Origin of the sequence: Streptomyces durmitorensis, from assembly GCF_023498005.1 — a bacterium.
In the GTDB taxonomy this organism is placed as follows: Bacteria; Actinomycetota; Actinomycetes; order Streptomycetales; family Streptomycetaceae; genus Streptomyces; species Streptomyces durmitorensis.
Window position 1 is genome coordinate 8447718 of the sequence record NZ_CP097289.1, and the last position, 22472, is coordinate 8470189.

Annotated in this window: 20 protein-coding genes; 9 read left to right on the forward strand and 11 right to left on the reverse strand. The window is 71.5% G+C overall.

Annotation, left to right across the window (positions count from 1 at the left end):
• The first annotated feature begins 15 nt into the window (after positions 1–15).
• Positions 16–1242, forward strand: coding sequence for a cytochrome P450 (locus tag M4V62_RS37825; protein ID WP_249591698.1), 1227 nt, complete (start codon positions 16–18; stop codon positions 1240–1242).
• Between the two features lie 49 nt (positions 1243–1291).
• Here M4V62_RS37825 and M4V62_RS37830 read toward each other — a convergent pair whose 3' ends face one another.
• The 6 genes from M4V62_RS37830 to M4V62_RS37855 all read right to left on the reverse strand — a co-directional run bounded on the left by M4V62_RS37830 (position 1292) and on the right by M4V62_RS37855 (position 6842).
• On the reverse strand, positions 1292–2557 hold the full coding sequence (locus M4V62_RS37830; protein ID WP_249591699.1) for a cytochrome P450: 1266 nt from the start codon (positions 2555–2557) through the stop codon (positions 1292–1294).
• Positions 2554–3168, reverse strand: a complete 615-nt coding sequence (locus M4V62_RS37835) for a GTP-binding protein (protein WP_249591700.1) — start codon at positions 3166–3168, stop codon at positions 2554–2556. The genes M4V62_RS37830 and M4V62_RS37835 overlap by 4 nt, the downstream gene beginning before the upstream one ends.
• A complete protein-coding gene (locus M4V62_RS37840; protein ID WP_249591701.1) occupies positions 3149–3514 on the reverse strand; it encodes a DUF742 domain-containing protein in 366 nt (121 codons plus the stop codon). The genes M4V62_RS37835 and M4V62_RS37840 overlap by 20 nt, the downstream gene beginning before the upstream one ends.
• On the reverse strand, positions 3511–3930 hold the full coding sequence (locus M4V62_RS37845; RefSeq protein ID WP_249591702.1) for a roadblock/LC7 domain-containing protein: 420 nt from the start codon (positions 3928–3930) through the stop codon (positions 3511–3513). Before M4V62_RS37845 ends, M4V62_RS37840 begins: the two co-directional genes overlap by 4 nt.
• Positions 3931–4046: 116 nt before the next feature.
• Positions 4047–5843 carry a sensor histidine kinase gene (locus tag M4V62_RS37850; protein WP_249591703.1) on the reverse strand — a complete coding sequence of 599 codons (1797 nt, stop codon included), beginning with the start codon at positions 5841–5843 and terminating at the stop codon, positions 4047–4049.
• Positions 5844–6101: 258 nt separating this feature from the next.
• On the reverse strand, positions 6102–6842 hold the full coding sequence (locus M4V62_RS37855) for a hypothetical protein (protein ID WP_249591704.1): 741 nt from the start codon (positions 6840–6842) through the stop codon (positions 6102–6104).
• A gap of 147 nt (positions 6843–6989) precedes the next feature.
• Between M4V62_RS37855 and M4V62_RS37860 the strand changes: the two genes are divergently transcribed.
• A complete protein-coding gene (locus M4V62_RS37860; protein WP_249591705.1) occupies positions 6990–7388 on the forward strand; it encodes a VOC family protein in 399 nt (132 codons plus the stop codon).
• Between the two features lie 45 nt (positions 7389–7433).
• On the opposite strand, the gene M4V62_RS37865 is transcribed toward M4V62_RS37860, so the two are convergent.
• The 3 genes from M4V62_RS37865 to M4V62_RS37875 all read right to left on the reverse strand — a co-directional run bounded on the left by M4V62_RS37865 (position 7434) and on the right by M4V62_RS37875 (position 9543).
• A complete protein-coding gene (locus M4V62_RS37865) occupies positions 7434–7682 on the reverse strand; it encodes a hypothetical protein (protein WP_249591706.1) in 249 nt (82 codons plus the stop codon).
• Positions 7683–7786: 104 nt separating this feature from the next.
• A complete protein-coding gene (locus M4V62_RS37870; RefSeq protein ID WP_249591707.1) occupies positions 7787–9055 on the reverse strand; it encodes an MFS transporter in 1269 nt (422 codons plus the stop codon).
• Positions 9052–9543, reverse strand: a complete 492-nt coding sequence (locus M4V62_RS37875) for a GNAT family N-acetyltransferase (protein ID WP_249591708.1) — start codon at positions 9541–9543, stop codon at positions 9052–9054. Before M4V62_RS37875 ends, M4V62_RS37870 begins: the two co-directional genes overlap by 4 nt.
• A gap of 26 nt (positions 9544–9569) precedes the next feature.
• On the opposite strand from M4V62_RS37875, the gene M4V62_RS37880 reads away from it, so the two are divergent.
• Both M4V62_RS37880 and M4V62_RS37885 read left to right on the forward strand, forming a co-directional pair.
• Positions 9570–10103: a CGNR zinc finger domain-containing protein gene (locus M4V62_RS37880; RefSeq protein WP_249591709.1), complete on the forward strand. Its 534-nt coding sequence runs from the start codon at positions 9570–9572 to the stop codon at positions 10101–10103.
• Between the two features lie 142 nt (positions 10104–10245).
• Complete coding sequence (locus M4V62_RS37885) at positions 10246–11829, forward strand: phosphodiester glycosidase family protein (RefSeq protein ID WP_249591710.1); 1584 nt, start codon at positions 10246–10248, stop codon at positions 11827–11829.
• Here the strand turns inward: M4V62_RS37885 and M4V62_RS37890 are convergent.
• Positions 11819–13132: a cytochrome P450 gene (locus M4V62_RS37890; RefSeq protein ID WP_249591711.1), complete on the reverse strand. Its 1314-nt coding sequence runs from the start codon at positions 13130–13132 to the stop codon at positions 11819–11821. The two genes, M4V62_RS37885 and M4V62_RS37890, sit on opposite strands and share 11 nt — an antisense overlap.
• Before the next feature lie 227 nt (positions 13133–13359).
• On the opposite strand from M4V62_RS37890, the gene M4V62_RS37895 reads away from it, so the two are divergent.
• On the forward strand, positions 13360–15579 hold the full coding sequence (locus tag M4V62_RS37895; RefSeq protein ID WP_249591712.1) for an NADP-dependent isocitrate dehydrogenase: 2220 nt from the start codon (positions 13360–13362) through the stop codon (positions 15577–15579).
• An 80-nt stretch (positions 15580–15659) separates the two neighbouring features.
• Here the strand turns inward: M4V62_RS37895 and M4V62_RS37900 are convergent, their stop codons facing one another.
• Positions 15660–16559, reverse strand: coding sequence for a hypothetical protein (locus M4V62_RS37900; RefSeq protein WP_249591713.1), 900 nt, complete (start codon positions 16557–16559; stop codon positions 15660–15662).
• A gap of 289 nt (positions 16560–16848) precedes the next feature.
• On the opposite strand from M4V62_RS37900, the gene M4V62_RS37905 reads away from it, so the two are divergent.
• The 4 genes from M4V62_RS37905 to M4V62_RS37920 all read left to right on the forward strand — a co-directional run bounded on the left by M4V62_RS37905 (position 16849) and on the right by M4V62_RS37920 (position 22423).
• Positions 16849–18039: an acyl-CoA dehydrogenase family protein gene (locus tag M4V62_RS37905; RefSeq protein ID WP_249591714.1), complete on the forward strand. Its 1191-nt coding sequence runs from the start codon at positions 16849–16851 to the stop codon at positions 18037–18039.
• A gap of 201 nt (positions 18040–18240) precedes the next feature.
• A complete protein-coding gene (locus tag M4V62_RS37910) occupies positions 18241–19614 on the forward strand; it encodes an MFS transporter (protein WP_249591715.1) in 1374 nt (457 codons plus the stop codon).
• Positions 19615–19702: 88 nt separating this feature from the next.
• Positions 19703–20563 carry a shikimate dehydrogenase gene (locus M4V62_RS37915; RefSeq protein WP_249591716.1) on the forward strand — a complete coding sequence of 287 codons (861 nt, stop codon included), beginning with the start codon at positions 19703–19705 and terminating at the stop codon, positions 20561–20563.
• Positions 20564–20590: 27 nt separating this feature from the next.
• Positions 20591–22423, forward strand: coding sequence for a bifunctional sugar phosphate isomerase/epimerase/4-hydroxyphenylpyruvate dioxygenase family protein (locus M4V62_RS37920; protein WP_249591717.1), 1833 nt, complete (start codon positions 20591–20593; stop codon positions 22421–22423).
• The last annotated feature ends 49 nt before the right edge of the window (positions 22424–22472 follow it).

Sequence of the window (22472 nt, forward strand, 5' to 3'; positions counted from 1 at the left end):
TGACCTAGGAGCTACATGTCCACCGCGCAGCAGGTCCCCGACATCCTCTCGCCCGAGTTCGCCAAGAACCCGTACCCGGCCTATCAGGCGATGCGGAAGAACGCCCCGCTCTTCTGGCACGAGGCGACGCAGAGCTGGATCATCTCGCGGTACGAGGACGTCGAGCGCGTGTTCAAGGACAAGGGCTCCCAGTTCACCACCGACAACTACGACTGGCAGATCGAGCCCGTCCACGGCAAGACGATCCTCCAGCTCAGCGGCCGGGAGCACTCCGTGCGGCGCGCGCTCGTCGCACCGGCGTTCCGTGGCAGCGACCTCCAGGAGAAGTTCCTGCCGGTCATCGAGCGCAACTCCCGCGAACTCATCGACACCTTCCGGCACACCGGCAGCGTCGACCTGGTCGCGGACTACGCCACGCGCTTCCCCGTCAACGTGATCGCCGACATGCTCGGTCTGGACAAGTCCGACCACGCGCGCTTCCACGGCTGGTACACCACCGTCATCGCCTTCCTCGGCAACCTTGCGGGCGACGCCGAGGTCGCGGCGGCCGGCGAGCGCACCCGCGTGGAGTTCGCCGAGTACATGATCCCGATCATCCAGGAGCGCCGGAACAACCTGGGGGACGACCTGCTCTCCGCGCTGTGCGCCGCCGAGGTCGACGGCGTGCGCATGAGCGACGAGGACATCAAGGCCTTCTGCAGCCTGCTGCTCGCGGCGGGCGGCGAGACCACCGACAAGGCGATCGCCAGCATCTTCGCCAACCTCCTGATGCACCCCGAACAGCTCGAAGCCGTCCGGCAGGACCGCACCCTGATCGCCCGCGCCTTCGCCGAGACCCTGCGCCACACACCGCCGGTCCACATGATCATGCGGCAGTCGGCGACCGACGTGGAGGTCACCGGTGGCACCATCCCCTCCGGAGCCACCGTCACCTGCCTGATCGGCTCGGCCAACCGTGACGAGCAGCGCTACAGCGAGCCGGACCGCTTCGACATCTTCCGGGACGACCTGACCACGACGACCGCGTTCTCCGCCGCCGCCGACCACCTGTCGTTCGCCCTCGGCCGCCACTTCTGTGTGGGCGCCCTGCTGGCCAAGGCCGAGGTGGAGATCGGCGTCGGCCAACTCCTCGACGCGATGCCCGACGTACGGCTCGCCGAGGGCTTCGACCCCGTCGAGCAAGGGGTGTTCACCCGCGGGCCGCAGGCGCTGCCGGTGCGGTTCACCCCCGTCACCGCCTGACCCCTGACCCCACCGGGGCGCCGCCCCAAGGCGGCGCCCCGGCAACGCTTCAGTGCGCCGCGGGCGTGAACTGCACCGGCAGCGACGTCAGGCCGCGCATCCAGATGGACGGGCGCCAGGTCAACTCGTGCGGCTCCACCGCGAGGACGAGGTCGGGCAGCCGCTCCAGGAGGGTCTCGACCGCGGTCCGCGCGATCACGTCGGCGAGCAGCGGAGCCGGGTAGGGGCAGCGGTGCTCGCCGTGGCTGAAGGAGAGATGCGCCGAGTTCTCCGGGCCGACGTGCGACTCGGGCCAGATCTGCGGGTCGGTGTTGGCGGCGGCGAGGCCGAGCACCAGACAGTCGCCCGCCCGGATCTGCCGCCCGCCGAGCTGGGTGTCGCGCACCGCCCAGCGGCCGATGAAGTTCTGGGTCGGGGTGTCGAGCCACAACACCTCGTTGAGCGCCTCGCCCACGCTGAGGCGCCCACCGGACACGTTCAGGGCGAACCGGTCGTCGGTCAGCATCAACCGCAGCGTGTTGCAGATCCAGTTGGCCGTCGGCTGCTGCGCCGCCGCGATGATGGAGATCAGGTCCTGGACGATCTCCTCGTCGGTGAGACCCGCCGCATGCTGGAGCATCCGCGACGTGACGTCCGCACCGGGATTCTCGCGCTTCTCCTTGACCAGGAGCTGGATCCGCTCCCCGACGCGGGTGTACGCCGCCACGGGATCGTCGCCCTCACGCGCGTCGAGCGAGATCCGCAGGTCGTCCACGAGCTGCTGCGTGTCCGTGCCCTCGTGCGGCATCCCGCACATCTGGACCGCAGCGATCATGGGCAGCGCGTGCGCGTACGCGTCCATCAGCTCGGCCTGGCCGCTGCCGGCGAAGGAGGCGATGAGCCGGTCGGCGATCCGGGCGCTGTCCCGGGCCAGTTCGAACTGGTCGACCCCCTCAAGGGCCTCCGTGATCACCCCGGCCCGCCGCCGGTGCTCCTCGCCCTCGGTGAACAGGACCGACGGCTGGTAGCCGACGAAGGGGAGCAGCGGCCAGTCGGCGGGAATGTTGTCCCACTGGTTCCAGCGGCGCGAGTCGCGGGCGAACAGCTCGTCGTGGCCGGTCACATAGCTGACCTCGGAGTAGCCGAGCACCAGCCACGCGGGCACGTCGCCGTCGAGGAGGACCGGCGCGACCGCGCCGTGCTCCCTGCGCATGCTGCGGTAGAGCTGCGAAGGAGTCTGCTGGTACTCCAGACCGCCCAGGCGCACCGCGCCCGCGTGGGCCGGGCACCCGGGTGGCGGGCTCTGCTCGTAGGGGGATCCGGTCGGCTCGGTCACGGTGTCATCTCCTGGGCCATGGCCAGTGCGTAGAGGTGGTCCACGAGGGTGATCAGGACGTCCTTGCCCGACGACCTCACCCGTGCGTCGCAGTCGATCAGCGGCACATGGTCGGGCAGCGCGAGGGCCTGGCGGATCTCGTCGAGCGAATGGGCGGAGCTGTCGTCGTCGAACCGGTTGACGGCCACCACGAACGGCGTCTTGTGGTGTTCGAGACGGTCGATGGCGTACCAGGAGTCGTCCATCCGCCGCGTGTCGACCAGGACGACCGCGCCGAGCGTGCCGGAGAAGAGCCGGTCCCACAGGAACCAGAAGCGCTCCTGCCCGGGAGCGCCGAACAGATAAAGGACCACCCGTTCGTTGAGACTGATGCGGCCGAAGTCGAAGGCCACCGTCGTCGTGGTCTTGGCGGCCACGTCGGTCGTCTCGTCGACACCGATGCCGGCCTGCGTCATCACCTCTTCGGTGTTCAGCGGACGGATCTCGCTGACCGACCGGACCAGCGTGGTCTTGCCGACCCCGAAGCCGCCCACGACGACGATCTTCAGGCCGGTCTCGGCAGTGTCGGACAGCGGCGTACGGGAGGGCAGCTCAGATGTTGCGGAGCCCATGGAGCACCTCCTTGAGAAGGGCGGAATCGGGGATCGACGCGGCCGTACCGGCCGCGCGGGGATGACGGGCGGTGATCCGGCTCATCGCAAGGAGGTCACCCAGCAGGATCCGCACCACCGTGATCGGCAGCTTCATCTCCGCGGCGATCTCCACCACGGCCGTCGGATGCCGGCACAGTTCGAGGATCCGTACGTGCTCCGACTGCATCCCGGCAGTGGGCTCGCACTCGCTCACCACCAGAGTGACCAGGTCGAACGAATCGTCGTCGGCGCGGCTGCGGCCACCGGTGACCGTGTACAGCCGGTCGGGGTCACCGATGTCCACGGGCCTGCGCGGCGGCGTCACGAGGAGCCGCTGCCTTCGTCCTGCGCGCGCGGCTCGGCGCGCAGATGTTCGCCGATCTGCTCGACCAGTTCGGTCATCTGATGGCCCACCACACCGGGATCGGCGTTCTCCTCGGCCACGACCGCCAGGTGCGCTCCGAGGCCGGCCTCGACGATGAAGAGCAACCCGCCGTGGAATTCGGTCATGGAGTGCCGGACGCCTCCGGTGCCGTCGCCGAACTCCATGGACGCACCCTGGGCCAGCGCCTGGATGCCGGAGCAGATCGCCGCCAGCTGGTCAGCCTGGTCGAGCGTCAAATGCTCGCTCCAGCACAGCTTCAGGCCGTCCCGGGAGAGCACCAGGGCGTGCCGCGTACCGGGGGTGCGCTTCAGGAGGCTCTGCAGGAGCCAGGTCAGGCTGTTGTCAGTGGTCTGCATGGTAGGCGGGGCGAGATGCGCCGGGTCTGCCGGTCACCTGCCCGTCCCTCCAATCTCACGATCTTGAGCGGGGAAGGGGGGCGCCAGAGCCCGGGCGCCGTGCGGGTGGCTTCGATCTACTCGGCGGGCGGCGGCCCGGACTCGGTGGGGGAATCGGGTGCCGCGGGGGAGCCGGGCACGTCGCCCGCAGCCCGCCGCGCACGGTGGAAGGCACCGAAACGGGAGCCGGCGTCACGCGGCAAAAGACCCGCGTCGCCGGCCATCGCCCCGGCCCCTGCCGCGGCATCGGACGCCGCCCTGCGCTGCTCCCGCTCCCGCTCCGCCTCGGCCATGGTGCGGCCGGGGGCGCGCACGGGCAGGCCGTTCGTCGTGGCGGCCGAGGGGCGGGCCTGCGCGGCGGGCTGGGGAGTGGGCTGGGGGGTGGGATCCGCCGCGGTCGGGGGCAGGACGGGGGCCGCGGGCGTCTCGGGGGCGGCGGGCCGCTCCGGGGCGGCCTCGGCCTCCGGGGCCGCCGGGGCGGTCGCCGGCTGGATGCTGCGGGGGGCGAGCTGCTGCGGAGCGGGGTCGCGCTGCTGGGCCAGGAGCTGCGGCGGCAGGAGCACCACCACGCCCGTGCCGCCGCGCGAGGAAGGACGGAAGTTGATGCTCATGCCGTACTTGGCGGCGAGGCGTCCGACCACGGCGAGGCCCAGGCGCGTGCCCTGCAGAGAGGCCAGGTCCGTCACATGGCCGGAGACCGACTCCTCGGCGCGGCGCATGGCCGCGTCGGCCATCTTCAGACCGCTGTCCTCGATCGTCACGACGATCCCGGCGCTGCGCTCCTCCACATAGACGTGCACCTCGTCGATGGGCGGGGAGAAGTTCGCCGCGTTGTCCATCAGTTCGGCGAGGACGTGCATGACGCCCTCGGCGGCGAAACCGGCGATCGCCACGGTCGTCGAGCAGTGCAGCCGCACCCGCTGATAGGCGGAGATCCGGCCCACCGCGCCCCGCAGGATGCTCTCCATCACGATCGGCTTGTTCCACGCGCGGCTGGAGCGGCCACCCATGAGGAGGGCGAGACGGTCGGTCATCAGACCCAGCTGGGAGGTGCTGTGGTCGAGGCGCAGCAGGTCGCCGAAGACCTCGACGCCGTGTCGTTCCTGCATGTCCCGCAGGTCGGCGAGCATGCCCACGGACTTGGCCTGCACGCGGCTCAGCGCCTTGGCGGATGCCGCCTGTGCGGCCGCGGCGCGCCGCTCGCTGTAGGCGAGCTCTCGTACGAACGATTCGGCGGGCACCCGCAGCAAGGGATTGCGCGGCCATTCGAGTCCGGCAAGGACCGTGTCAGCGGACGCGCCCTCGCGCAGCCGCTCGATCGCGGAGGGCAGGGTCACCGCCGTCAGCTGGTCCAACTCGTCGGCTGCCTGGGCGAGTTGCCCCTGCGCCTGGTCGCGCCGGGCTTCGACGTCGGCGGCGTGCCGCACGGCCTCCTCCACCACGGACGCGAAGACCTGGACGATCTGGCGCAGCTGGGGATCCGACGGGGGCGCCGTCTGCGCCAGGGTCTCGTTCGCGCTCGCCCCGTCGCGCAGCCGTTTCACGACGGTCGGCAGCGTGACGTTCACCAGATGCGCGGACTCGGCGCCCTGGCGCGCCAACTGCGCCTTGAGCGAGGAGGCCTCGGCGTGGTCCGCGGCGGCGGCCGTGTGGACCCGCTTGGCGAGCAGCGAACCGCTCACGAGGGCGATCGCCAGGCACAGCCAGCCGACCGCGACGGAAGTCGCCGTCCAGACCCGGGCGTTGTCAGGTGCCGAGAGGCTCGCGATGGCACCGGCCGCAGCGGTCACCACCAGCACGACCACGGGCACGGCCGACGCGGGCCGCCGCGCCTTCGCTATTCGGTGCGGGCTGGGGGGAGCAGGCACGGGCATTCAGCGGTCCCTCGGTCCTTGAGTGCAGGTGAGCAACGAGCCGACCGAATTTACGCATCGGTCGCAGGCCCGGCGGGAACACCAAAGAGGACGGTGATCTTCCGGGCCACACATGGCGCCATGCTAGTCACCCCGCGGGGCGCGCAGGACCGAGAGGTGGAACAGCCCTCCCAAGAGAGCACTTCGTCGCGTTCTCGCCCCTCGAACATGGCCCCGTGATAGTGGAGTTCGACTCTACAGCGGCGATCACGGGGTGGATCAGTCGACCGCCGACGTCTCGGCGACCTCATGGGCCTCGATGCCCGGAGTCGCGAGGAGATCCGCGATGCAGGCCGCCGTACCGCCCACGTACGTGCTCACCAGGTCGACGTCACCGGCCACGCACCAGGCGCGGTCCTCGGGCCACCACAGGTCGGGGATCTCGGGCAGTGCCATGTCGCGATCGGTCGCGGGCGACGCGGGCGAGTCGGCGTCGTCGAGAGGCCCGGCGAGCAGGATCTCGTGGCGGCCCGGTGTGCGGAACACGGGGTAGCCGTCCCAGTTGTAGTTTCCGTACCCCTCCCAGAGCCCGTACCAGCAGCGGTCGGGCGTCCGGGTGTGCCGGGACAGCACGGGGATCAGGGCGCGGGCCACGTCCGCCGGTGTCGGGCCCTCGTGCGGGTGTTCGTCCCAGAGGCCGGGGATGCCCGGGGTGTCGTCGTTGCGGTAGAGGAGACGGTCCCCGAGACCGATCAGCTCGTGCCAGCGTGTCCCCGCCGACACCGACCGGCCGTACGCGGAGGCCACTTGGTCCCACCGCACCGGCTCCGTGCCGAGCAGGGCCGGGTGGAGGATCCGCGCGTACGCGTCGAAGCCGGGTGCGCAGACGCCTGCCACCGTGCCGAATCCGTCGTCGTGGGGCGGGCGTTGCTCCAGCCAGCGGGCGGGCTCGAGGTCGCGCCGCTCGACACGGAGACGGCCGTAGAGGGGCGGGGGCGGGGACTGGTGGACGAGGCGCATGGCTCCAGTGTCGCCTGCGCCGGGGCCACCGCCCTCGGGTGGCTGCCGATTGAGGCGGTTCGCGCGGGGCAGTCGGTCACTCGCGAGGTGGTCGGGCGATACGGCCGCACGCGCTGTTGTCGAGGGAAGTCGAGGGAAGAGGTATCCATGGCTGTGAAGAAGACCGCGGTTCTCGTCCTGGACTGCGCGGAGCCCGAGGAGCTCGCGGAGTTCTACGCGGCGTTGCTCGGTGGCACGGCAGGACCGGGCGGGGACCCCGACCTCATCGAGGTCTCCGACGGGCAGGGCATCCGCCTGGCGATCCACCGGGACAACGGATACGCGCCTCCCAGCTGGCCGCGGCCTCAGGACGCGCAGCAGGCGCACCTGCGGATCCTGGTGGCCCGCGGCGACATCGACGAGGCGGAGCGCGAGGCCGTCGGCCTGGGCGCCCGGCCCGTGGACACCAAGGACAACTCGGGTTCCCGGGACACCCGGACCTACAGCGACCCGGCCGGTCACTCGTTCACCCTGACCGTGTCGGCCGGGCCACAGGCGCCCGGCTGAGCACGCCCCGTCGGACCCTGCGCGACCGGCCGCGACCGTTTCCGCTCAGCCGGAGGGCTCGTCCGGCACCGGCTGGTCCGGGTGCACACCACCCGTGTGCGGGGCGCCGCGCCGGCCGGTGCCCGCCTCGTCCGTGTCCGGTACGTCGTCGTCGGCGTCCTGTGCGTTGCCGGTGGTGGCCGACGCGTCGTCCGGCTCCCAGTGGTCCTCCTCGTCCGAAGCCTGCTGATCGGGCAGGTCCCTCGGTACGGGCGTCTCGTCCTCGCCCCGGGTCTCGGGCTGCTCCTGGCTCACGGTGTCCTCCAGTGCCTTGTCACTTCGTTCCGCGTGGTCCCACGGCGGTTTCCGGTGCGGTGGCCCGGCTACCCGTCGTCGTCGCGGCAACACCTCGTACGGGTTCACGGTGGACCGCAGACGCCGTGTCGGCCACATGAGCGGGGCCGGTTGCCCGGCCGCACCCGGGCCGACACGGCCAGGGCGACGGCGGTCATCGCCGAAAGGACACCCCAGACCGGCACGAAGCTGCCGGACAGGTCCTTGAGCAGGCCGAGCACGGGTGGCATCGCCACGATGGCGACCTGGTTGACGGACATGGCAAGACCGAGCGCGAATCCCGTCCTGTCCGGCGGAGCCGATTCGCTCACGTAGGTGACCCAGGGGCCGTACCAGCCGAAGCCGAAGAAGCCGAGCCAGACGAGCGTGCAGGAGGCGATCGCAGGCGCCCTGCCCAGCGGTGTCATCAGCACGGCCATTCCCATGAGTACGGCGGCCATGCACAGGACCAGCGAGCCGTACCGGCCGTGCGTGCCGCGGTCGCTCCAGGCCGCGAGGGCGATACGGCCGACGACGCCCGCCCCCTGAACGGCCACCAGGACAAGGGCCGCCGGTCCGGCGCCGAAGGACGCCGTCTCGTGCAGGTGCAGCACGGTCAGGATGCCCACGCCGTACTGCACCGAGATCAGGCTCGTCCCGGTGAGCATGATCCGCACCATGGACGGTTCGCGGAGCATCCGCAGCCGGGCGCCGAGCTGTGTCCCGAGCGAGGCGCGCGGCCCGCCGCCGCGGGGAGCGGCGGTCACGGGCGGCCTGCGGTAGAAGCCCAGGAAGACGCAGGACCCGAGGAGCGCGACGAGCCCGCCGGCCACGAGCGTCGCCCGCCAGCCGTACGCCTCCGCGACGAACGGCAGCGCGGCCGATGCGAGCGCGGCGCCCAGCGGAAGGCCCGCCTGGCGGATGCCCATCGCGAAGCCCCGCTGGGACGCGCCGAACCAGGACGCCACCGATTTGCTGCCGCCGGGCTGGACGGTGCTGTAGCCCGCGCCGACGAGCAGCAGCACAAGGAGCAGGGACGCGTACCCCGGCGCCGCGCTTCCCGCGAGCAGGCCCGCGGAGACCACACCGGCGCCCGCCCCGACGACCCAGCGCTCGTCGCAGCGGTCGAGCAGCTCCCCGGCCACGAGGAGCCCGACCAGGGGGACCAGTTGGGCCGCCGAGACCAGCAGGCCCACCTGGACCGTGCTCAGCTGGAGGTCGCGTTGCAGGTGGATGCCCATCGCCCCGATGCCCTGCACGAAGAACCCGGCAGCGGCCTGGGTGAAGGTGGCGACGCCGAGGACGACCCAGCGGTAGCGCCAGGCGGTGTGGGCCACCTCGTCGACGGTGGTCACGGGCGCCAGTACAGCGCGGGATCCGGGTGGTCGACGAAGCCGAGGTCGCGGTAGAGCGGCTCGCCCTCGTGAGAGGCGTACAGGTCCACCCGGGCCACCTCGCGCTCCCGGAACCAGTCGAGCAGGCCGGCCAGGAGCGAGCGGCTGTGCCCGCGTCGCCGGTGCGCCGGGTCGGTGACCACGCCGATCACGAGACCGACCCTGCCGCTCGGCAGGTGCGGGCCCGGCAGCCGCTGCTCGACCGAGCCGATGGCGCACGCGGCCAGGCCCGCGTCGCCGTCCACGACGAGGATCCGCGTGCTGCCCGCTGCCAACTGGTCCTTCAGGACCACGGCCAGGGCGTCCCGCCAGCCGCCGTCCCCCGACGGCGGGTTGAAGTAGGCGCCGCCGAGGTCCTCGAACAGCAGGGCCCGCAGGCGCACGAGTTCGGTGATGTCCTCCTGTGCCGCCGGACGTATGTCGGTGTGTACCGCGGTGCGTTGTGGCATGCCGGTCAGCCTGATGTAATGGTCTTGTGCACCTCAACCCTTACGGCGAAGAGGTCGTGAACCTTGCCGCCGACCTGGCCAACCGGCGCCCCGGGACGGCCGATGAGCTCGCGGACCGCTGCCGTGCCGCCGGGCTCGTCCTGGAGCGTCCCGTCACGCCGGAGGACCTCGACCGCACCCAGGACGCACTGGACGCGTGGGAGAAGGTCGTCGACGGCACCGGCGAGGACGAGCGCGCCGAGCTGCTCAACGGAATGCTGGCGGCCTCCGCCGCCCACCCACGCCTGACCGACCACGCGGACACGGGCTGGCACCTGCACTACCGCGACGACCGGCAGCCGCTCGGCGCCCTGCTGTTCCAGTTGATCTCCGTCGGTACGGCCCTGCACCTGGCGGGGCGGGGCATGCACCGCCTGAGGCGGTGCGCCGTCACCGAGTGCGTCACGATCTTCGCCGACACCTCCCGCACCGGGCGCCAGCGCTACTGCTCCCAGCGGTGCGCCAACCGCGACGCGGTACGCAGGCACCGCGCGCGCTCCCTGGGCCAGGCGACCGCGTAGGGCGAGGCGACTGAACCCGGCCCTCAAATGCGGGGCGGGGGCCCTGTTTTCCGGCCGGACTTCTGGTATTCACTCCTGGGATCGATCGCCGTCCGCGCGCTCGCGTTCGCTGCGGTGTACCTCACGCGACCTAGGAGTTCCCGTGGCCCTCGCACGCCGTCCGTTCAGAGCCGCCGCGAAGGTGTCGGTGGTCGCCGCCGCCGCGGTGGGACTTCTCGCCCCCGGTGTCGTCGTCGACCGGTACGGGGACACCGCTGCCGCTGCCGCGTCGACTGCCGCTGTCCCCGGGCCGATCGCCGACTGGCAGCACGAACGCCTCGCCTCCGGCGTCGACCTGTACCAGGGGAGCGTCTCGGGCCGCCCGGGGGCCGACCACTGGACGGTCACGGTGCGCGCGAACGGCGCCCACCTCGCCGCCGAACGGGACGCGCAGGCGCTGGCGGAACGGGTGCGCGGCGCCGGGTTCGGCGCGCGTGCCGAGGCGGTCGCGTGGCCGCGGGGTTCCGACCGGCACGGTGTGATCGGGGTGCGGGTCCGGGTGGGGGAGTACGACGCGCGGGCCGATGCCGACGCCGAGCGCAAGGCCCTGGCCGCCGCCGGGTTCGACGCGGTGAGCGAGTGGACCGGCGCCGATGGCGTGCCCGGCACCGGAGTCGCCCGGGTCAAGGCGGCGATCGTCGACCCGAAGCGCTACCGCGGTGCGCTGAAGGGCACGTACGGCAAGGGTGTGGCCGGTCGCGAGACGGTGAGCGCCATGGCCTCGGGCGGCGACGCCCTGCTCGGTGTCAACGCGGGCTTCTTCGTCATGGAGGGCAAGGACGGCGTGCCCGGAGCGGCGGCCGGAATCGCCGCGTACGACGGGGAGTTGCAGAGCGCGGCGACCGACGGCCGGATCGCGGCGGTGCTGCGCGGCGACGGCCTGCGCCCGGAGTTCAAGAAGCTCGGCACGGAGCTGAGGGTCCGCGCGGGCGCGGCGTCCGCGGTCGTGGACGGCGTCAACCGCGTGCCGGGCCTGGTGCGCAACTGCGGCGGTGTCGGCGGCGATGCCCCCACCCAGCGGCCGCAGCACGACGTGACCTGCACCGACCCCGACGAGATCGTGAGGTTCACCGACGAGCTCGGAGCGGACACCCCGGCGGGTGACGGGGTGGAGGCGGTGCTCGACGCGCGCGGACGCGTGCAGGAGGTGCGTGCGCGCGGCGGCGCCGTGCCCGAGGGCGGCAGCGTCCTCGCGGGCATCGGCGCCGGCGCCACCTGGTTGCGTGAGCACGCGAAGCAGGGCAGCGCCGTGACGGTGCGCCAGCGGATCCTGGACGAGCGGGGACGTGAGCTGAAGCTCGGCCCGCAGGACGACATCGTCAACGGCGGCCCCGAACTGGTGCGGGACGGCAAGGTCGCGGTGAACTACGCCGCCGACGGCATCGAGCACCCCGGCGACCCCTCCTTCGCGTACACCTGGGGCATCAAGCGCAACCCCCGCATGCTCCTGGGCGTCGACCGGCAGGGCCGCATGCTCCTGGTCGGTGCGGACGGGCGGCAGCCCGGCTACAGCGACGGGCTCGGGCTCAACGAAGGGGCGGAGCTGATGAAGTCGCTCGGCGCGGTGCGTGCCATGGCCCTGGACGGCGGCGGCTCGGTCACCATGGCCGTGAACGGCAAGGTGATCAACTCGCCGTCGGACGGCACCGAGCGCGCGGTGGGCGACGCGCTGCTGCTCATGCGCTGACGGCCGGGGCGGGCAGCGGAGCGGTGGTGACGGGGACGTGGCGCGGACCGCGTACCAAGAGGCCGGGCCGGTAGGGGAGTTGAGCCGGGTCGGCCGTCAGGCGAAGGCCGGGGAAGGCCGCGAGCAGCCGGGGGAGGGTGATCGTGGCCTCCAGACGGGCGAGCCGTGAGCCGACGCAGAAGTGCGGTCCGTGGCCGAAGGCGGCGTGCGGCGCCGGGCGCGTACCGCCGGCCCCTGCCATATGGCGGCCCGGACGGAAGGCGTCCGGCTCCGGGAAGTGCCGGGGGTCGCGGTTGGCGGCGGCGAGCACCGCGAGGACGGACGCGCCCGCGGGGATGACCACGCCCTCGCCGAGGTCCACGTCCTCGGTCGTGTGCCGCCACGTCGTGCCCTCCAGCGGGCTGGCGTGGCGCAGCGTCTCCTCGATGACGGCCGGCCAGCGCGCGGGATCACGCCGCGCGGCCGTCAGCTCGTCGGGGTGCGTGAGCAGGAGCAGCGAGGCCGACGCGAGGAGGTTCATCGTGGTCTCGTAGCCGGCGAACAGGAGGAGGAACGCCATGGCGAGCAGCTCGCCGTCGTCGAGCCCGCCCTCCGTCGCGTCCTGCGTGAGCGCGCTGAACAGGTCGGATCCGGGGGCGCGTCGCTTGCGGGCGATCAGCTCGGTGAAGTAGGCGTACAGGCCTGTCCACGCCTCGTCCACCGAGCCCGGCTCCAGCGCGTCGGCGGGCGAGCCGACCCGGTAGGTCCACTCCCGCAGATCCGCCCGGTCGGCCTCCGGCACCCCGAGCACCTCACCGACCACCAGGACGGGCAGCGGGAAGGCGAAGGCGTCCACGAGGTCCACGCTCCCGTCCCGGCGCAGCCGCACCGCCATCTCCCGCAGGAGCCCGGCGGTCAGCTCCTCGATCCGCGGCCGCAGCGCGTCGACGCGGCGCGGGGCGAACGCTGCGGTGGTCAGCCGCCGCAGCCGGGTGTGGTCGGGGGCGTCGGAGTTGAGCATGTGCCGCGCCAGACAGGCGCGGGCGCGCTGCGCGGGGGAGTCACCCTTCGGCCGCCCGGCGCCCTGCGGGGGCACGTTCGAGAAGCGGGGGTCGGCGAGGACGGCCCGCGTCCGCTCGTACCCGGTCACGAGCCAGGCGTACGTTCCGTTGGCGAGGGGAACCCGCGCGGCGGGCCCCTGCTCGCGCAGGCGTGCGTAGTACGGATACGGGTCGCGAGCGAAGGCGGGGTCCGCGGGGTCCAAGGCGGGGGCTGCGGGGGCTGCGGGGTCTGCGGGGGCTGCGGGGTCCAGGGAAGCGATCACCCGCTCATCCTTGCCGCGGCGGTCCCACCGCCGGGATCGGGCCCGTCGCCAGGAACGCGGGGCCGGGCCTGTGGGAACCGGACAGCAACCGCCGGTGCCGAAGCGGATGCCTACGGTGACGGGTGCTACGGACTGTGACGTTCGGAACCGGGCCCGCTTCGTGGGAGGGGGCGATCACGAGATATCTTGATGTCGAGCAATGTTGCAGACGTGGAGCGGAGCACCCGGTGACTGACTCGACCATCATCTACACCCAGACCGACGAGGCCCCGGCCCTCGCGACGTATTCGTTCTTGCCGGTGGTCAGGGCCTACGCCTCGACGGCCGGGGTCGCCGTGGAGAGCCGTGACATCTCCCTGGCGGGGCGCATCATCGCTCTCTTCCCCGAGTTCCTCGAGGAGAGCCAGCGCATCGACGACGCCCTCGCCGAGCTGGGCGAGCTGGCCAAGACGCCCGGCGCGAACATCATCAAGCTGCCGAACATCTCGGCGTCGATCCCGCAGCTGAAGGCGGCCGTCGCCGAGCTTCAGTCGCAGGGCTACGCACTGCCGAACTACCCGGACGACCCGAAGACCGACGCGGAGAAGGACATCCGCGCCCGTTACGACAAGGTCAAGGGCAGCGCCGTCAACCCGGTCCTGCGCGAGGGCAACTCCGACCGCCGCGCGCCCGCCTCGGTCAAGAACTACGCCAAGGCGCACCCGCACCGCATGGGTGCCTGGACGGCCGACTCGAAGACGAACGTCGCGACCATGGGCGTCGACGACTTCCGCTCCACCGAGAAGTCCGCGACCATCGCCGAGGCCGGCACGCTGCGCATCGAGTTCACGGGCGAGGACGGCAGCACCACGGTCCTGCGCGAGTCCGTACCGGTACTCGCGGGCGAGGTCGTCGACGCGGCCGTGCTGCGGGTCGGCCCGCTGCGTGAGTTCCTCACCGCGCAGATCGCCAAGGCCAAGGCCGACGGCGTGCTGTTCTCCGTGCACCTGAAGGCCACGATGATGAAGGTCTCCGACCCGATCATCTTCGGTCACGTCGTGCGCGCCTTCTTCCCGAAGACGTTCGCCGCGTACGGCGATGTGCTCGCCGGCGCGGGCCTGACCCCGAACGACGGTCTCGGCGGCATCCTCAACGGCCTCGGCGCGCTGCCCGAGGGCGAGCAGATCAAGGCGTCCTTCGAGGCGGAGCTGGCCGAGGGCCCCGAGCTCGCGATGGTGGACTCCGACAAGGGCATCACCAACCTGCACGTGCCCTCCGACGTCATCGTCGACGCCTCCATGCCCGCGATGATCCGCACCTCCGGCCACATGTGGGGCCCGGACGGCGGCGAGCACGACACCCTCGCGGTGCTTCCCGACTCCAGCTACTCCGGCGTGTACCAGGTCGTCATCGACGACTGCCGCGCCAACGGCGCCTTCGACCCGGCGACGATGGGCTCGGTGCCCAACGTCGGCCTCATGGCGCAGAAGGCCGAGGAGTACGGCAGCCACGACAAGACCTTCGAGCTCGCCGCGCCCGGCACGGTGCGCGTCCTGAACGAGGCCGGCGACGTCGTCCTGGAGCAGGCCGTCTCCACCGGCGACATCTTCCGGATGTGCCAGGCCAAGGACGCCCCGATCCGCGACTGGGTCAAGCTGGCCGTCAACCGCGCCCGTGCGACCGGCTCGCCGGCGGTGTTCTGGCTCGACGAGACCCGCGCGCACGACGCGCAGCTCATCGAGAAGGTCAAGGCGTACCTGCCCGAGCACGACACCGAGGGCCTCCAGATCGAGATCATGTCGCCGGTGGACGCGACCGCGTTCTCCCTGGAGCGCATCCGCCGCGGCGAGGACACCATCTCGGTCACCGGCAACGTGCTGCGTGACTACCTCACGGACCTCTTCCCGATCCTGGAGCTCGGCACCAGCGCCAAGATGCTCTCCATCGTTCCGCTCATGAACGGCGGCGGCCTCTTCGAGACGGGCGCGGGCGGCTCCGCCCCCAAGCACGTCCAGCAGCTGGTCCGCGAGAACTACCTGCGCTGGGACAGCCTGGGCGAGTTCCTCGCCCTCGCCTCCAGCTTCGAGCACCTCGCGCAGACCACGGACAACGCCAGCGCCCAGGTCCTGGCCGACACCCTCGACCGCGCGACGGCGACGTTCCTGGAGAAGGACAAGTCGCCGACCCGTCGCGTCGGCGGCATCGACAACCGCGGCAGCCACTTCTACCTGGCCACGTACTGGGCCCAGGAGCTGGCCAAGCAGACCGCGGACGCCAAGCTTGCCGAGGCGTTCGCCCCGCTGGCCAAGACGCTGGTCGAGCAGGAGCAGACGATCGTCGACGAGCTGAACGCGGTCCAGGGCTCGCCCGCCGACATCGGTGGCTACTACCAGCCCGACTCGGCCAAGGCCGCATCCGTGATGCGCCCTTCGGCCACGCTGAACAAGGCGCTCGGCCTGCTTGGCTGAGTGAGCTTCGGTTGACATGGGTCCGCCCCGGCAGCGACATCGCTGCCGGGGCGGACCCATGTCAGTGGTGGTGATGCGCCTCAGCCGAACGTCACCGAGCTGATCTTGTTGTCGAAGCCGATGGTGGAGAGGTCCGCCACGTCGCCGTTGACGACCTTGGACGTGCCCTTGCAGTTCGGTGCCGTCCAGAGCTTCATCGAGCCGCTCACGGAGATGGACGACGTCACCTTCGGGCGGGCGACGTTCTGGCAGCCCTGGCCCGCGACGCCCTGCGCGGGGCCGTTGTCCGAGAAGTTGGCGTCGTCGAAGAGGATGGCGCTGCTCGCGGGCGCGGCCTGGGCCTGGTCCGGGGCCTCGGTCGGCTCGGCTTCGACCGGTGCGCCGGACTTCTGGCCGTCGGGCTGGACGCCGAACCAAGTGCCTCCCACGCCCTGGCCGTTGGTGTCGCCGGGCTTGAGGTCCTTGCTGAAGCGGTAGACCGGCCAGCCGTCGACGGTGACCTGGCGGGTCCCGTCGTCCCGCCTGACCACGCCCACGTCCGACGCGTTCACGCCGTCGACGAAGATCTTGCTCCCCGGGTCCACGAGGACCGGCGGCCAGGTGGTGGCGCAGGCGCCGTTGCAGGTGGACTTGGAGGGCGACGCGGTGTCCTTGTCGAAGCGGTAGAGGGTGAAGCCGGAGCCGTTGACGACGACCGGGTCCAGGTCGCCCGCCCTGGACGCCGACAGCTGGACCCACTTGCGCTGCACGGGCTGTGACGCCGCCTTGCCGGGCGGGTTGGCCCAGTCCCCGGTCTTCTTGGGCGCGTTGTTCTGCTGCGCGGTGCCCGACTTCAGGGCCAGGTCCATCGAGCCGCCGGCGGCGGGCGCCGAAGCGGAGGGCTTGGTGTCCCCGCCGCCGCAGGCGGAGAGCAGCAGGACTCCCGCCGTGGCGAAGGAGGCGAAGAAGGCGGTGCTCTTGCGGCTGTTCTTGCTGAGCATCAGAGATCTCCCTATATCGGCGTTCAGATCACTTCGGGTCGCTTTGGTGCGTTCGAAGCGTGAATACGGACGCCGCTCGGCCCAGCGCTCATCGATATCGCGACCGATACCAAACCGAGACAATGTCTAAACTGCGATCTCATCCGGACGACGCACGCGGGCATGCGCGGACATGCGCGGGCACTCGCGCCACCGTCACGCGTCAGTGCCATTCCCTATTACTGAAACGCGTTCTACTGTGTGCGCCGTCAAGCCCAAGCCCGGAGAGCCAGCGAAAGCAGGAGGGGCCGTGCACCTCGAATACACGCCTGAGCAGCGGCAGTTGCGCACCGAGCTGCGCACGTACTTCGCCGAGCTGGTGCCCGACAACGCGTACGCCCGGTACGCCGACCCCGCGGCGCAGAAGCAGTTCTACCGGGAGACCATCCGCCGGCTCGGGGCCGACGGCTGGCTCGGCGTCGGCTGGCCCAAGGAGTACGGCGGGCGTGGACTCTCGCCCATGGAGCAGTTCATCTTCTTCGACGAGGCCGCACAGGCCGGCGCCCCGCTGCCCCTCATGGCCCTGAACACCGTCGGGCCGACCCTGATGCAGTTCGGCACCGACGAGCAGAAGGCGTACTTCCTGCCGAAGATCCTCTCCGGTGAACTCGACTTCGCGATCGGCTACAGCGAGCCGGACGCGGGCACCGACCTCGCGGCGCTCAAGACGAAGGCGGTCAGGGAAGGCGACGAGGCCACCGGCCACTACACGGTCAACGGCCAGAAGATCTGGACCACCAACGGCGACACCGCCGACTGGGTCTGGCTCGCCGTCCGCACCGACCCGGACGCCCCGCCGCACAAGGGCATCACCATGCTCCTCGTACCGACGAGCGACCCCGGCTACTCCTGCACCATCATCAACACCCTTGCCTCGCACGACACGACGGCGAGCTACTACGAGAACATCCGCGTCCCCGTCGCGCGCCGTGTGGGCGAGGAGAACAAGGGCTGGCGGCTCATCACCAACCAGCTCAACCACGAGCGCGTCACGCTCGCCGCGCACGGCACCATGGCCATCCGTGCCTTCCACAACGTGCAGCGCTGGGCCGCCGACACCAAGCTCGCCGACGGCCGCCGGGTCATCGACCTCAGCTGGGTCCGTCAGCGCCTGGCCAGGACGCACACCAAGCTGGATGCGATGAAGCTCCTCAACTGGCAGATGGTGAACGCCGTCCAGGAGGGCACCCTCACTCCCCAGGACGCCTCCGCCGTGAAGGTCTACGGTTCCGAGGCGCGCAGGGACGCGTACGCCTGGCTCATGGAGGTGGTCGGCTCGGCGGGCTCCCTCAAGGAGGGCTCCGCGGGCGCGGTCCTCCACGGCGAGCTGGAGCGCGGCTACCGCAGCGCCGTCATCTTCACCTTCGGCGGCGGCAACAACGAGATCCAGCGCGAGATCATCTCCTGGATCGGGCTCGGAATGCCGCGGGTGCGCCGCTGACGCCGCCTGCTCCCGGGGGTGGCCCCGAAGGCCCCGCTCAAGGTCTTCGGAGCCACCCCTTCGGTGTTACGGCCAGAGCTATTGACACGGCCCGAGGGGCGGGCGAACATCACTGCCAAGTTAATTAACTATCTAGTGCGTTAACTGCACGTGCCACGGGTGTGCACCGCTCGCCACCCGTTCCGTCCCCGAGGAGTTCACGTGTCCGCTCACCCGCATGCCTCCAAGCCGTCGGCCGTGCCGCCTCAGGGCAGGCCACGCAAGGCCGCCTTCGCCGCCTGGATCGGCAGCGCGCTGGAGTACTACGACTTCTTCATCTACGGCAGCGCCGCGGCCCTGGTCTTCCCCAAGGTCTTCTTCGACCCGGACGACCCGGCCACCGCCACCCTGATCTCCCTGGCGACCTTCGGCGTCGCCTACGCCGCCCGCCCCCTCGGGGCCCTCGTCCTCGGCCACTTCGGCGACCGGCTCGGGCGTCGGAAGATCATGGTGTGGACGCTGATCCTCATGGGGCTCTCCACCTTCCTCATCGGCTGTCTTCCCACGTACGCGCAGGTCGGCACCGTCGCTCCGGTGCTGCTCGTGCTGATGCGGGTGTTCCAGGGTCTTTCCGCGGCCGGTGAGCAGGCCAGCGCGAACGCGATGACTCTGGAGCACGCGCCGGAGGGCCGGCGCGGCTACTACACGAGCTTCACCCTCAACGGGACCCAGGCCGGTCAGCTCCTCGCGACCCTGGTGTTCCTGCCGGTCGCCGCGCTGCCGGACGAGCAGCTCTACACCTGGGGCTGGCGCATCCCGTTCCTGCTGAGCGCCCTCGTCGCGGTCGCCGGGTACGTCATCCGCCGCACCCTGGAGGAGACCCCCGTCTTCCAGCAGGTCTCCGCCGACCGGGCGGTGGCCAAGATGCCCCTCGCGGACCTGCTCAGGAACCACTGGGCCGACGTGCTGCGGGTGGTCGCGGCGGCGCTCATCGCGACGGTCAGCACGATCTTCTCCGTCTGGGCCCTCTCGTACGCCACGAGTGACGCGGTCGGCCTCGACAAGACGGGCATGCTCTGGGTCGCGGGAAGCGCCAACGCGGTGGCTCTCCTCGCGATCCCGCTCTGGGCCAGGCTCTCCGACCGGATCGGCCGCAGGCCCGTCTTCCTCGTCGGGGCGATCGGCAGCGGAGTGATGATCTTCGTCTATCTGTGGGCGATCTCGACCGCCAGCTACCCGCTGGTCTTCGTGACCGGAGTGCTGCTGTTCGGCGTCGTCTACAGCGCGGCCAACGGCATCTGGCCCTCGTTCTACGGAGAGATGTTCCCCGCCAGGGTCCGGCTCTCCGGCATGGCCATCGGTACCCAGATCGGGTTCGCCATCGCGGGCTTCGCGGTGACCTTCGCGGCGCAGATCGACGGCCCCGACGGTGACCAGTGGGTCGGCGTCGCGATCTTCACCGCCGCCTTCTGCGCGATCTGCGCGATCGCAGTGGCCACCGGGCGCGAGACGCACCGCGTGCCCACGGCCGATCTGGGCCTGCGCCCCGGGGACGCGAAGACACCGGCGAAGGCCCGCGAGGCCGCCGCTCTGTGAGCCGGACACGCCGGGGGAGCGCTGCCGCGCCGGGGGCGCTCCGCCGAGCCACGATCAACCGTGCCCGGCCGACCAACAGGAAGACTCGATGACCTCGTACCTCACCGGCCTGATCGGCTCCGGTATCGGCCCCTCCCTGAGCCCCGCCCTGCACGAACGCGAGGCGGACCGGCACGGTGTGCGCCTCATCTACCGCACCCTCGACATCGACGTCCTGGGCGTAGCGCCCGAGGGCGTAGGTGAGTTGGTGCGCGCCGCCCACCGCCTCGGCTTCGACGGCCTGAACATCACCCACCCCTGCAAGCAGCTGGTCATCGAGCACCTGGACGAGCTCGCCCCCGAGGCCGCCGAGCTCGGCGCCGTGAACACCGTCGTCTTCAGGGACGGACGCGCCGTCGGGCACAACACCGATGCCACCGGTTTCGCCCAGTCCTTCGCCCGCGGCCTGGCCGACGCACCGACCGGCGACGTCGTCCAGCTCGGCGCGGGCGGGGCGGGCGCCGCCGTGGCACACGCCCTGCTGAACCTCGGCGTCGACCGGGTCACCCTGGTCGACACCGATCCGGCCCGTGCCGCCACCCTGGCCACCGCGCTGACCGCGCGCTTCGGGCCTGGCCGTGCGCGGCCCGCACCGGCCGGGGAGCTGGCCGAGCGCCTCGCCGCCGCAGACGGCCTCGTCCACGCCACACCGACCGGCATGGTCGCCCACCCGGGCCTGCCCCTCGCGGTCTCACTGCTCAGGCCCGGCCTGTGGGTGGCCGAGGTCGTCTACCGGCCGCTGGAGACCGAGCTGTTGCGCGAGGCCCGCGCCATCGGCTGCCGCACCCTCGACGGCGGCGGCATGGCCGTCTTCCAGGCGGCCGACGCCTTCCGGCTCTTCACCGGACTCGAACCGCACACCGGACCGATGCTCGCCGACCTCGGCGATCTGGCCGCCTTCCCGGCCTGACCGGCCCTGACCCGACAGGAGGACACCATGCGCACCTCGATCGCCACTGTCTCGCTCAGCGGTCCGCTGTCCGAGAAGCTCACCGCCGTCGCCACCGCCGGATTCGACGGTGTGGAGATCTTCGAGAACGATCTCCTCGGCAGCCCGCTCAGCCCCGAGGAAGTCCGGCTGCGCTGCGCGGACCTCGGCCTGAGCATCGACCTCTACCAGCCGTTCCGCGATTTCGAGGCCGTCCCCGCCGACACTCTCGCCCGCAATCTACGGCGCGCGGAACGCAAGTTCGCCGTGATGGAGCGCCTCGGTGCGGATCTGCTCCTCGTCTGCTCCAGCGTCGCCCCGGAGTCGGTCGACGACGACGCGCTCGCGGCCGAGCAACTGCGGCTGCTCGCCGACCGGGCGGCCGACCACGGCATCCGTATCGCCTACGAGGCACTCGCCTGGGGGCGGCACGTCAGCACGTACGACCACGCCTGGCGGATCGTCGAGCAGGCGGACCATCCCGCCCTCGGCACCTGCCTCGACAGCTTCCACATCCTCTCCCGCGGCTCCGACCCCAAGGGCATCGCCGACATCCCCGGCGAGAAGATCTTCTTCCTTCAGCTGGCGGACGCACCGCTGATGGCGATGGACGTCCTCCAGTGGAGCCGCCACTACCGCTGCTTCCCCGGCCAGGGCGGCTTCGACCTCGCCCCGCTGGTGGCCGCGACGGTGGCAGCCGGGTACCAAGGGCCCCTGTCGCTCGAAGTGTTCAACGACGTCTTCCGGCAGGCAGGGGCGGCCTCCACCGCCGTCGACGCGCTCCGCTCGCTGCTCCTCCTGGAGGAGTCGGCCGGTCTGTCCGTTCTCCCCGCCGCGTCGGCGCCCTCCGGCTTCGCCTTCGCCGAGTTGACCGCGGCCGACACCGAACCGCTGCGCGGCGTACTCGACGCCCTCGGCTTCGCCCACACCGCACGGCACACCTGGAAGCCGGTCGAACTGTGGGAACAGGGAGATGCCCGGATCCTGCTCAACACCGGTGTCAGCGGCCGCCGTCAGGATCCGGCGCTGACCGCCATCGGCGTGGAGACCCCCGAGCCCGACCGGGCCGCGCGGCGCGCCGAGGCCGTGCTCGCCCCCGTGGTGCCGCGCCGTCGTGCCCAGCTCGACGCACCCCTTGACGCGGTGGCCGCACCCGACGGCACGGAGATCTTCTTCTGCCGCACGGAGCAGGCCGACCACATCAGTTGGACCGGGGACTTCACCGAACTGCCCTCGCGGGCTCTTCCAAAAGAGCGGGTAGAGCAGGGGGAGCGGGGAGAGCCGTCCGCGGCCGCCATCCGCCGTATCGACCACATCGCCCTCACCCAGCCCTGGCACCAGTTCGACGAGGCGTCGCTGTTCCACCGCGGCGTCCTCGGCCTGGAGGCGGACGGCAGCCTCGACCTGGCCGACCCCTACGGCCTGGTGCGCAGCCGGGCGGTCGCCTCCCCCGACGGCGGAGTGCGCATCGTCCTCAACATCGCGCCGGCGCCCGACGCCGATGGCCCGCGCCTGCAGCACATCGCGCTCGCGACGGACGACATCGTCGGCGCCGCCCGGCGCATCCTGGCGAGCGGCGCGAGCCTGCTGCCGATCTCCGCCAACTACTACGACGACCTCGAAGCACGCCACGATCTCGAGCCGGAGCGCCTGGCCACGCTGGCGGAGCTCGGCATCCTCTACGACCGGGACGAGAACGGGGAGTTCCTGCACTGCTACACCGCCACGGTCGGGCGGGTCTTCTTCGAGTTGGTGCAGCGCACGGGCGGCTACCGGGGATACGGGGCCCAGAACGCGGCCGTACGGCTCGCCGCCCAGCATCTTCACCAGCAGGGGGTGTGACCTCCTGGATCTCCGGGGACATCGGCGACCGGCCACAAAAGCCCCGGGG

What these genes read in the sequence shown, in the direction of transcription:
- M4V62_RS37825 (WP_249591698.1), top strand. Translation starts at nt 16, where the DNA reads ATGTCCACCGCGCAGCAGGTCCCCGACATCCTCTCGCCCGAGTTCGCC.
- M4V62_RS37850 (WP_249591703.1), bottom strand. Translation starts at nt 5,843, where the DNA reads ATGCCCGTGCCTGCTCCCCCCAGCCCGCACCGAATAGCGAAGGCGCGG.
- M4V62_RS37875 (WP_249591708.1), bottom strand. Translation starts at nt 9,543, where the DNA reads ATGCCACAACGCACCGCGGTACACACCGACATACGTCCGGCGGCACAG.
- M4V62_RS37845 (WP_249591702.1), bottom strand. Translation starts at nt 3,930, where the DNA reads ATGCAGACCACTGACAACAGCCTGACCTGGCTCCTGCAGAGCCTCCTG.
- M4V62_RS37900 (WP_249591713.1), bottom strand. Translation starts at nt 16,559, where the DNA reads ATGCTCAGCAAGAACAGCCGCAAGAGCACCGCCTTCTTCGCCTCCTTC.
- M4V62_RS37835 (WP_249591700.1), bottom strand. Translation starts at nt 3,168, where the DNA reads ATGGGCTCCGCAACATCTGAGCTGCCCTCCCGTACGCCGCTGTCCGAC.
- M4V62_RS37920 (WP_249591717.1), top strand. Translation starts at nt 20,591, where the DNA reads ATGCGCACCTCGATCGCCACTGTCTCGCTCAGCGGTCCGCTGTCCGAG.
- M4V62_RS37855 (WP_249591704.1), bottom strand. Translation starts at nt 6,842, where the DNA reads ATGCGCCTCGTCCACCAGTCCCCGCCCCCGCCCCTCTACGGCCGTCTC.
- M4V62_RS37860 (WP_249591705.1), top strand. Translation starts at nt 6,990, where the DNA reads ATGGCTGTGAAGAAGACCGCGGTTCTCGTCCTGGACTGCGCGGAGCCC.
- M4V62_RS37915 (WP_249591716.1), top strand. Translation starts at nt 19,703, where the DNA reads ATGACCTCGTACCTCACCGGCCTGATCGGCTCCGGTATCGGCCCCTCC.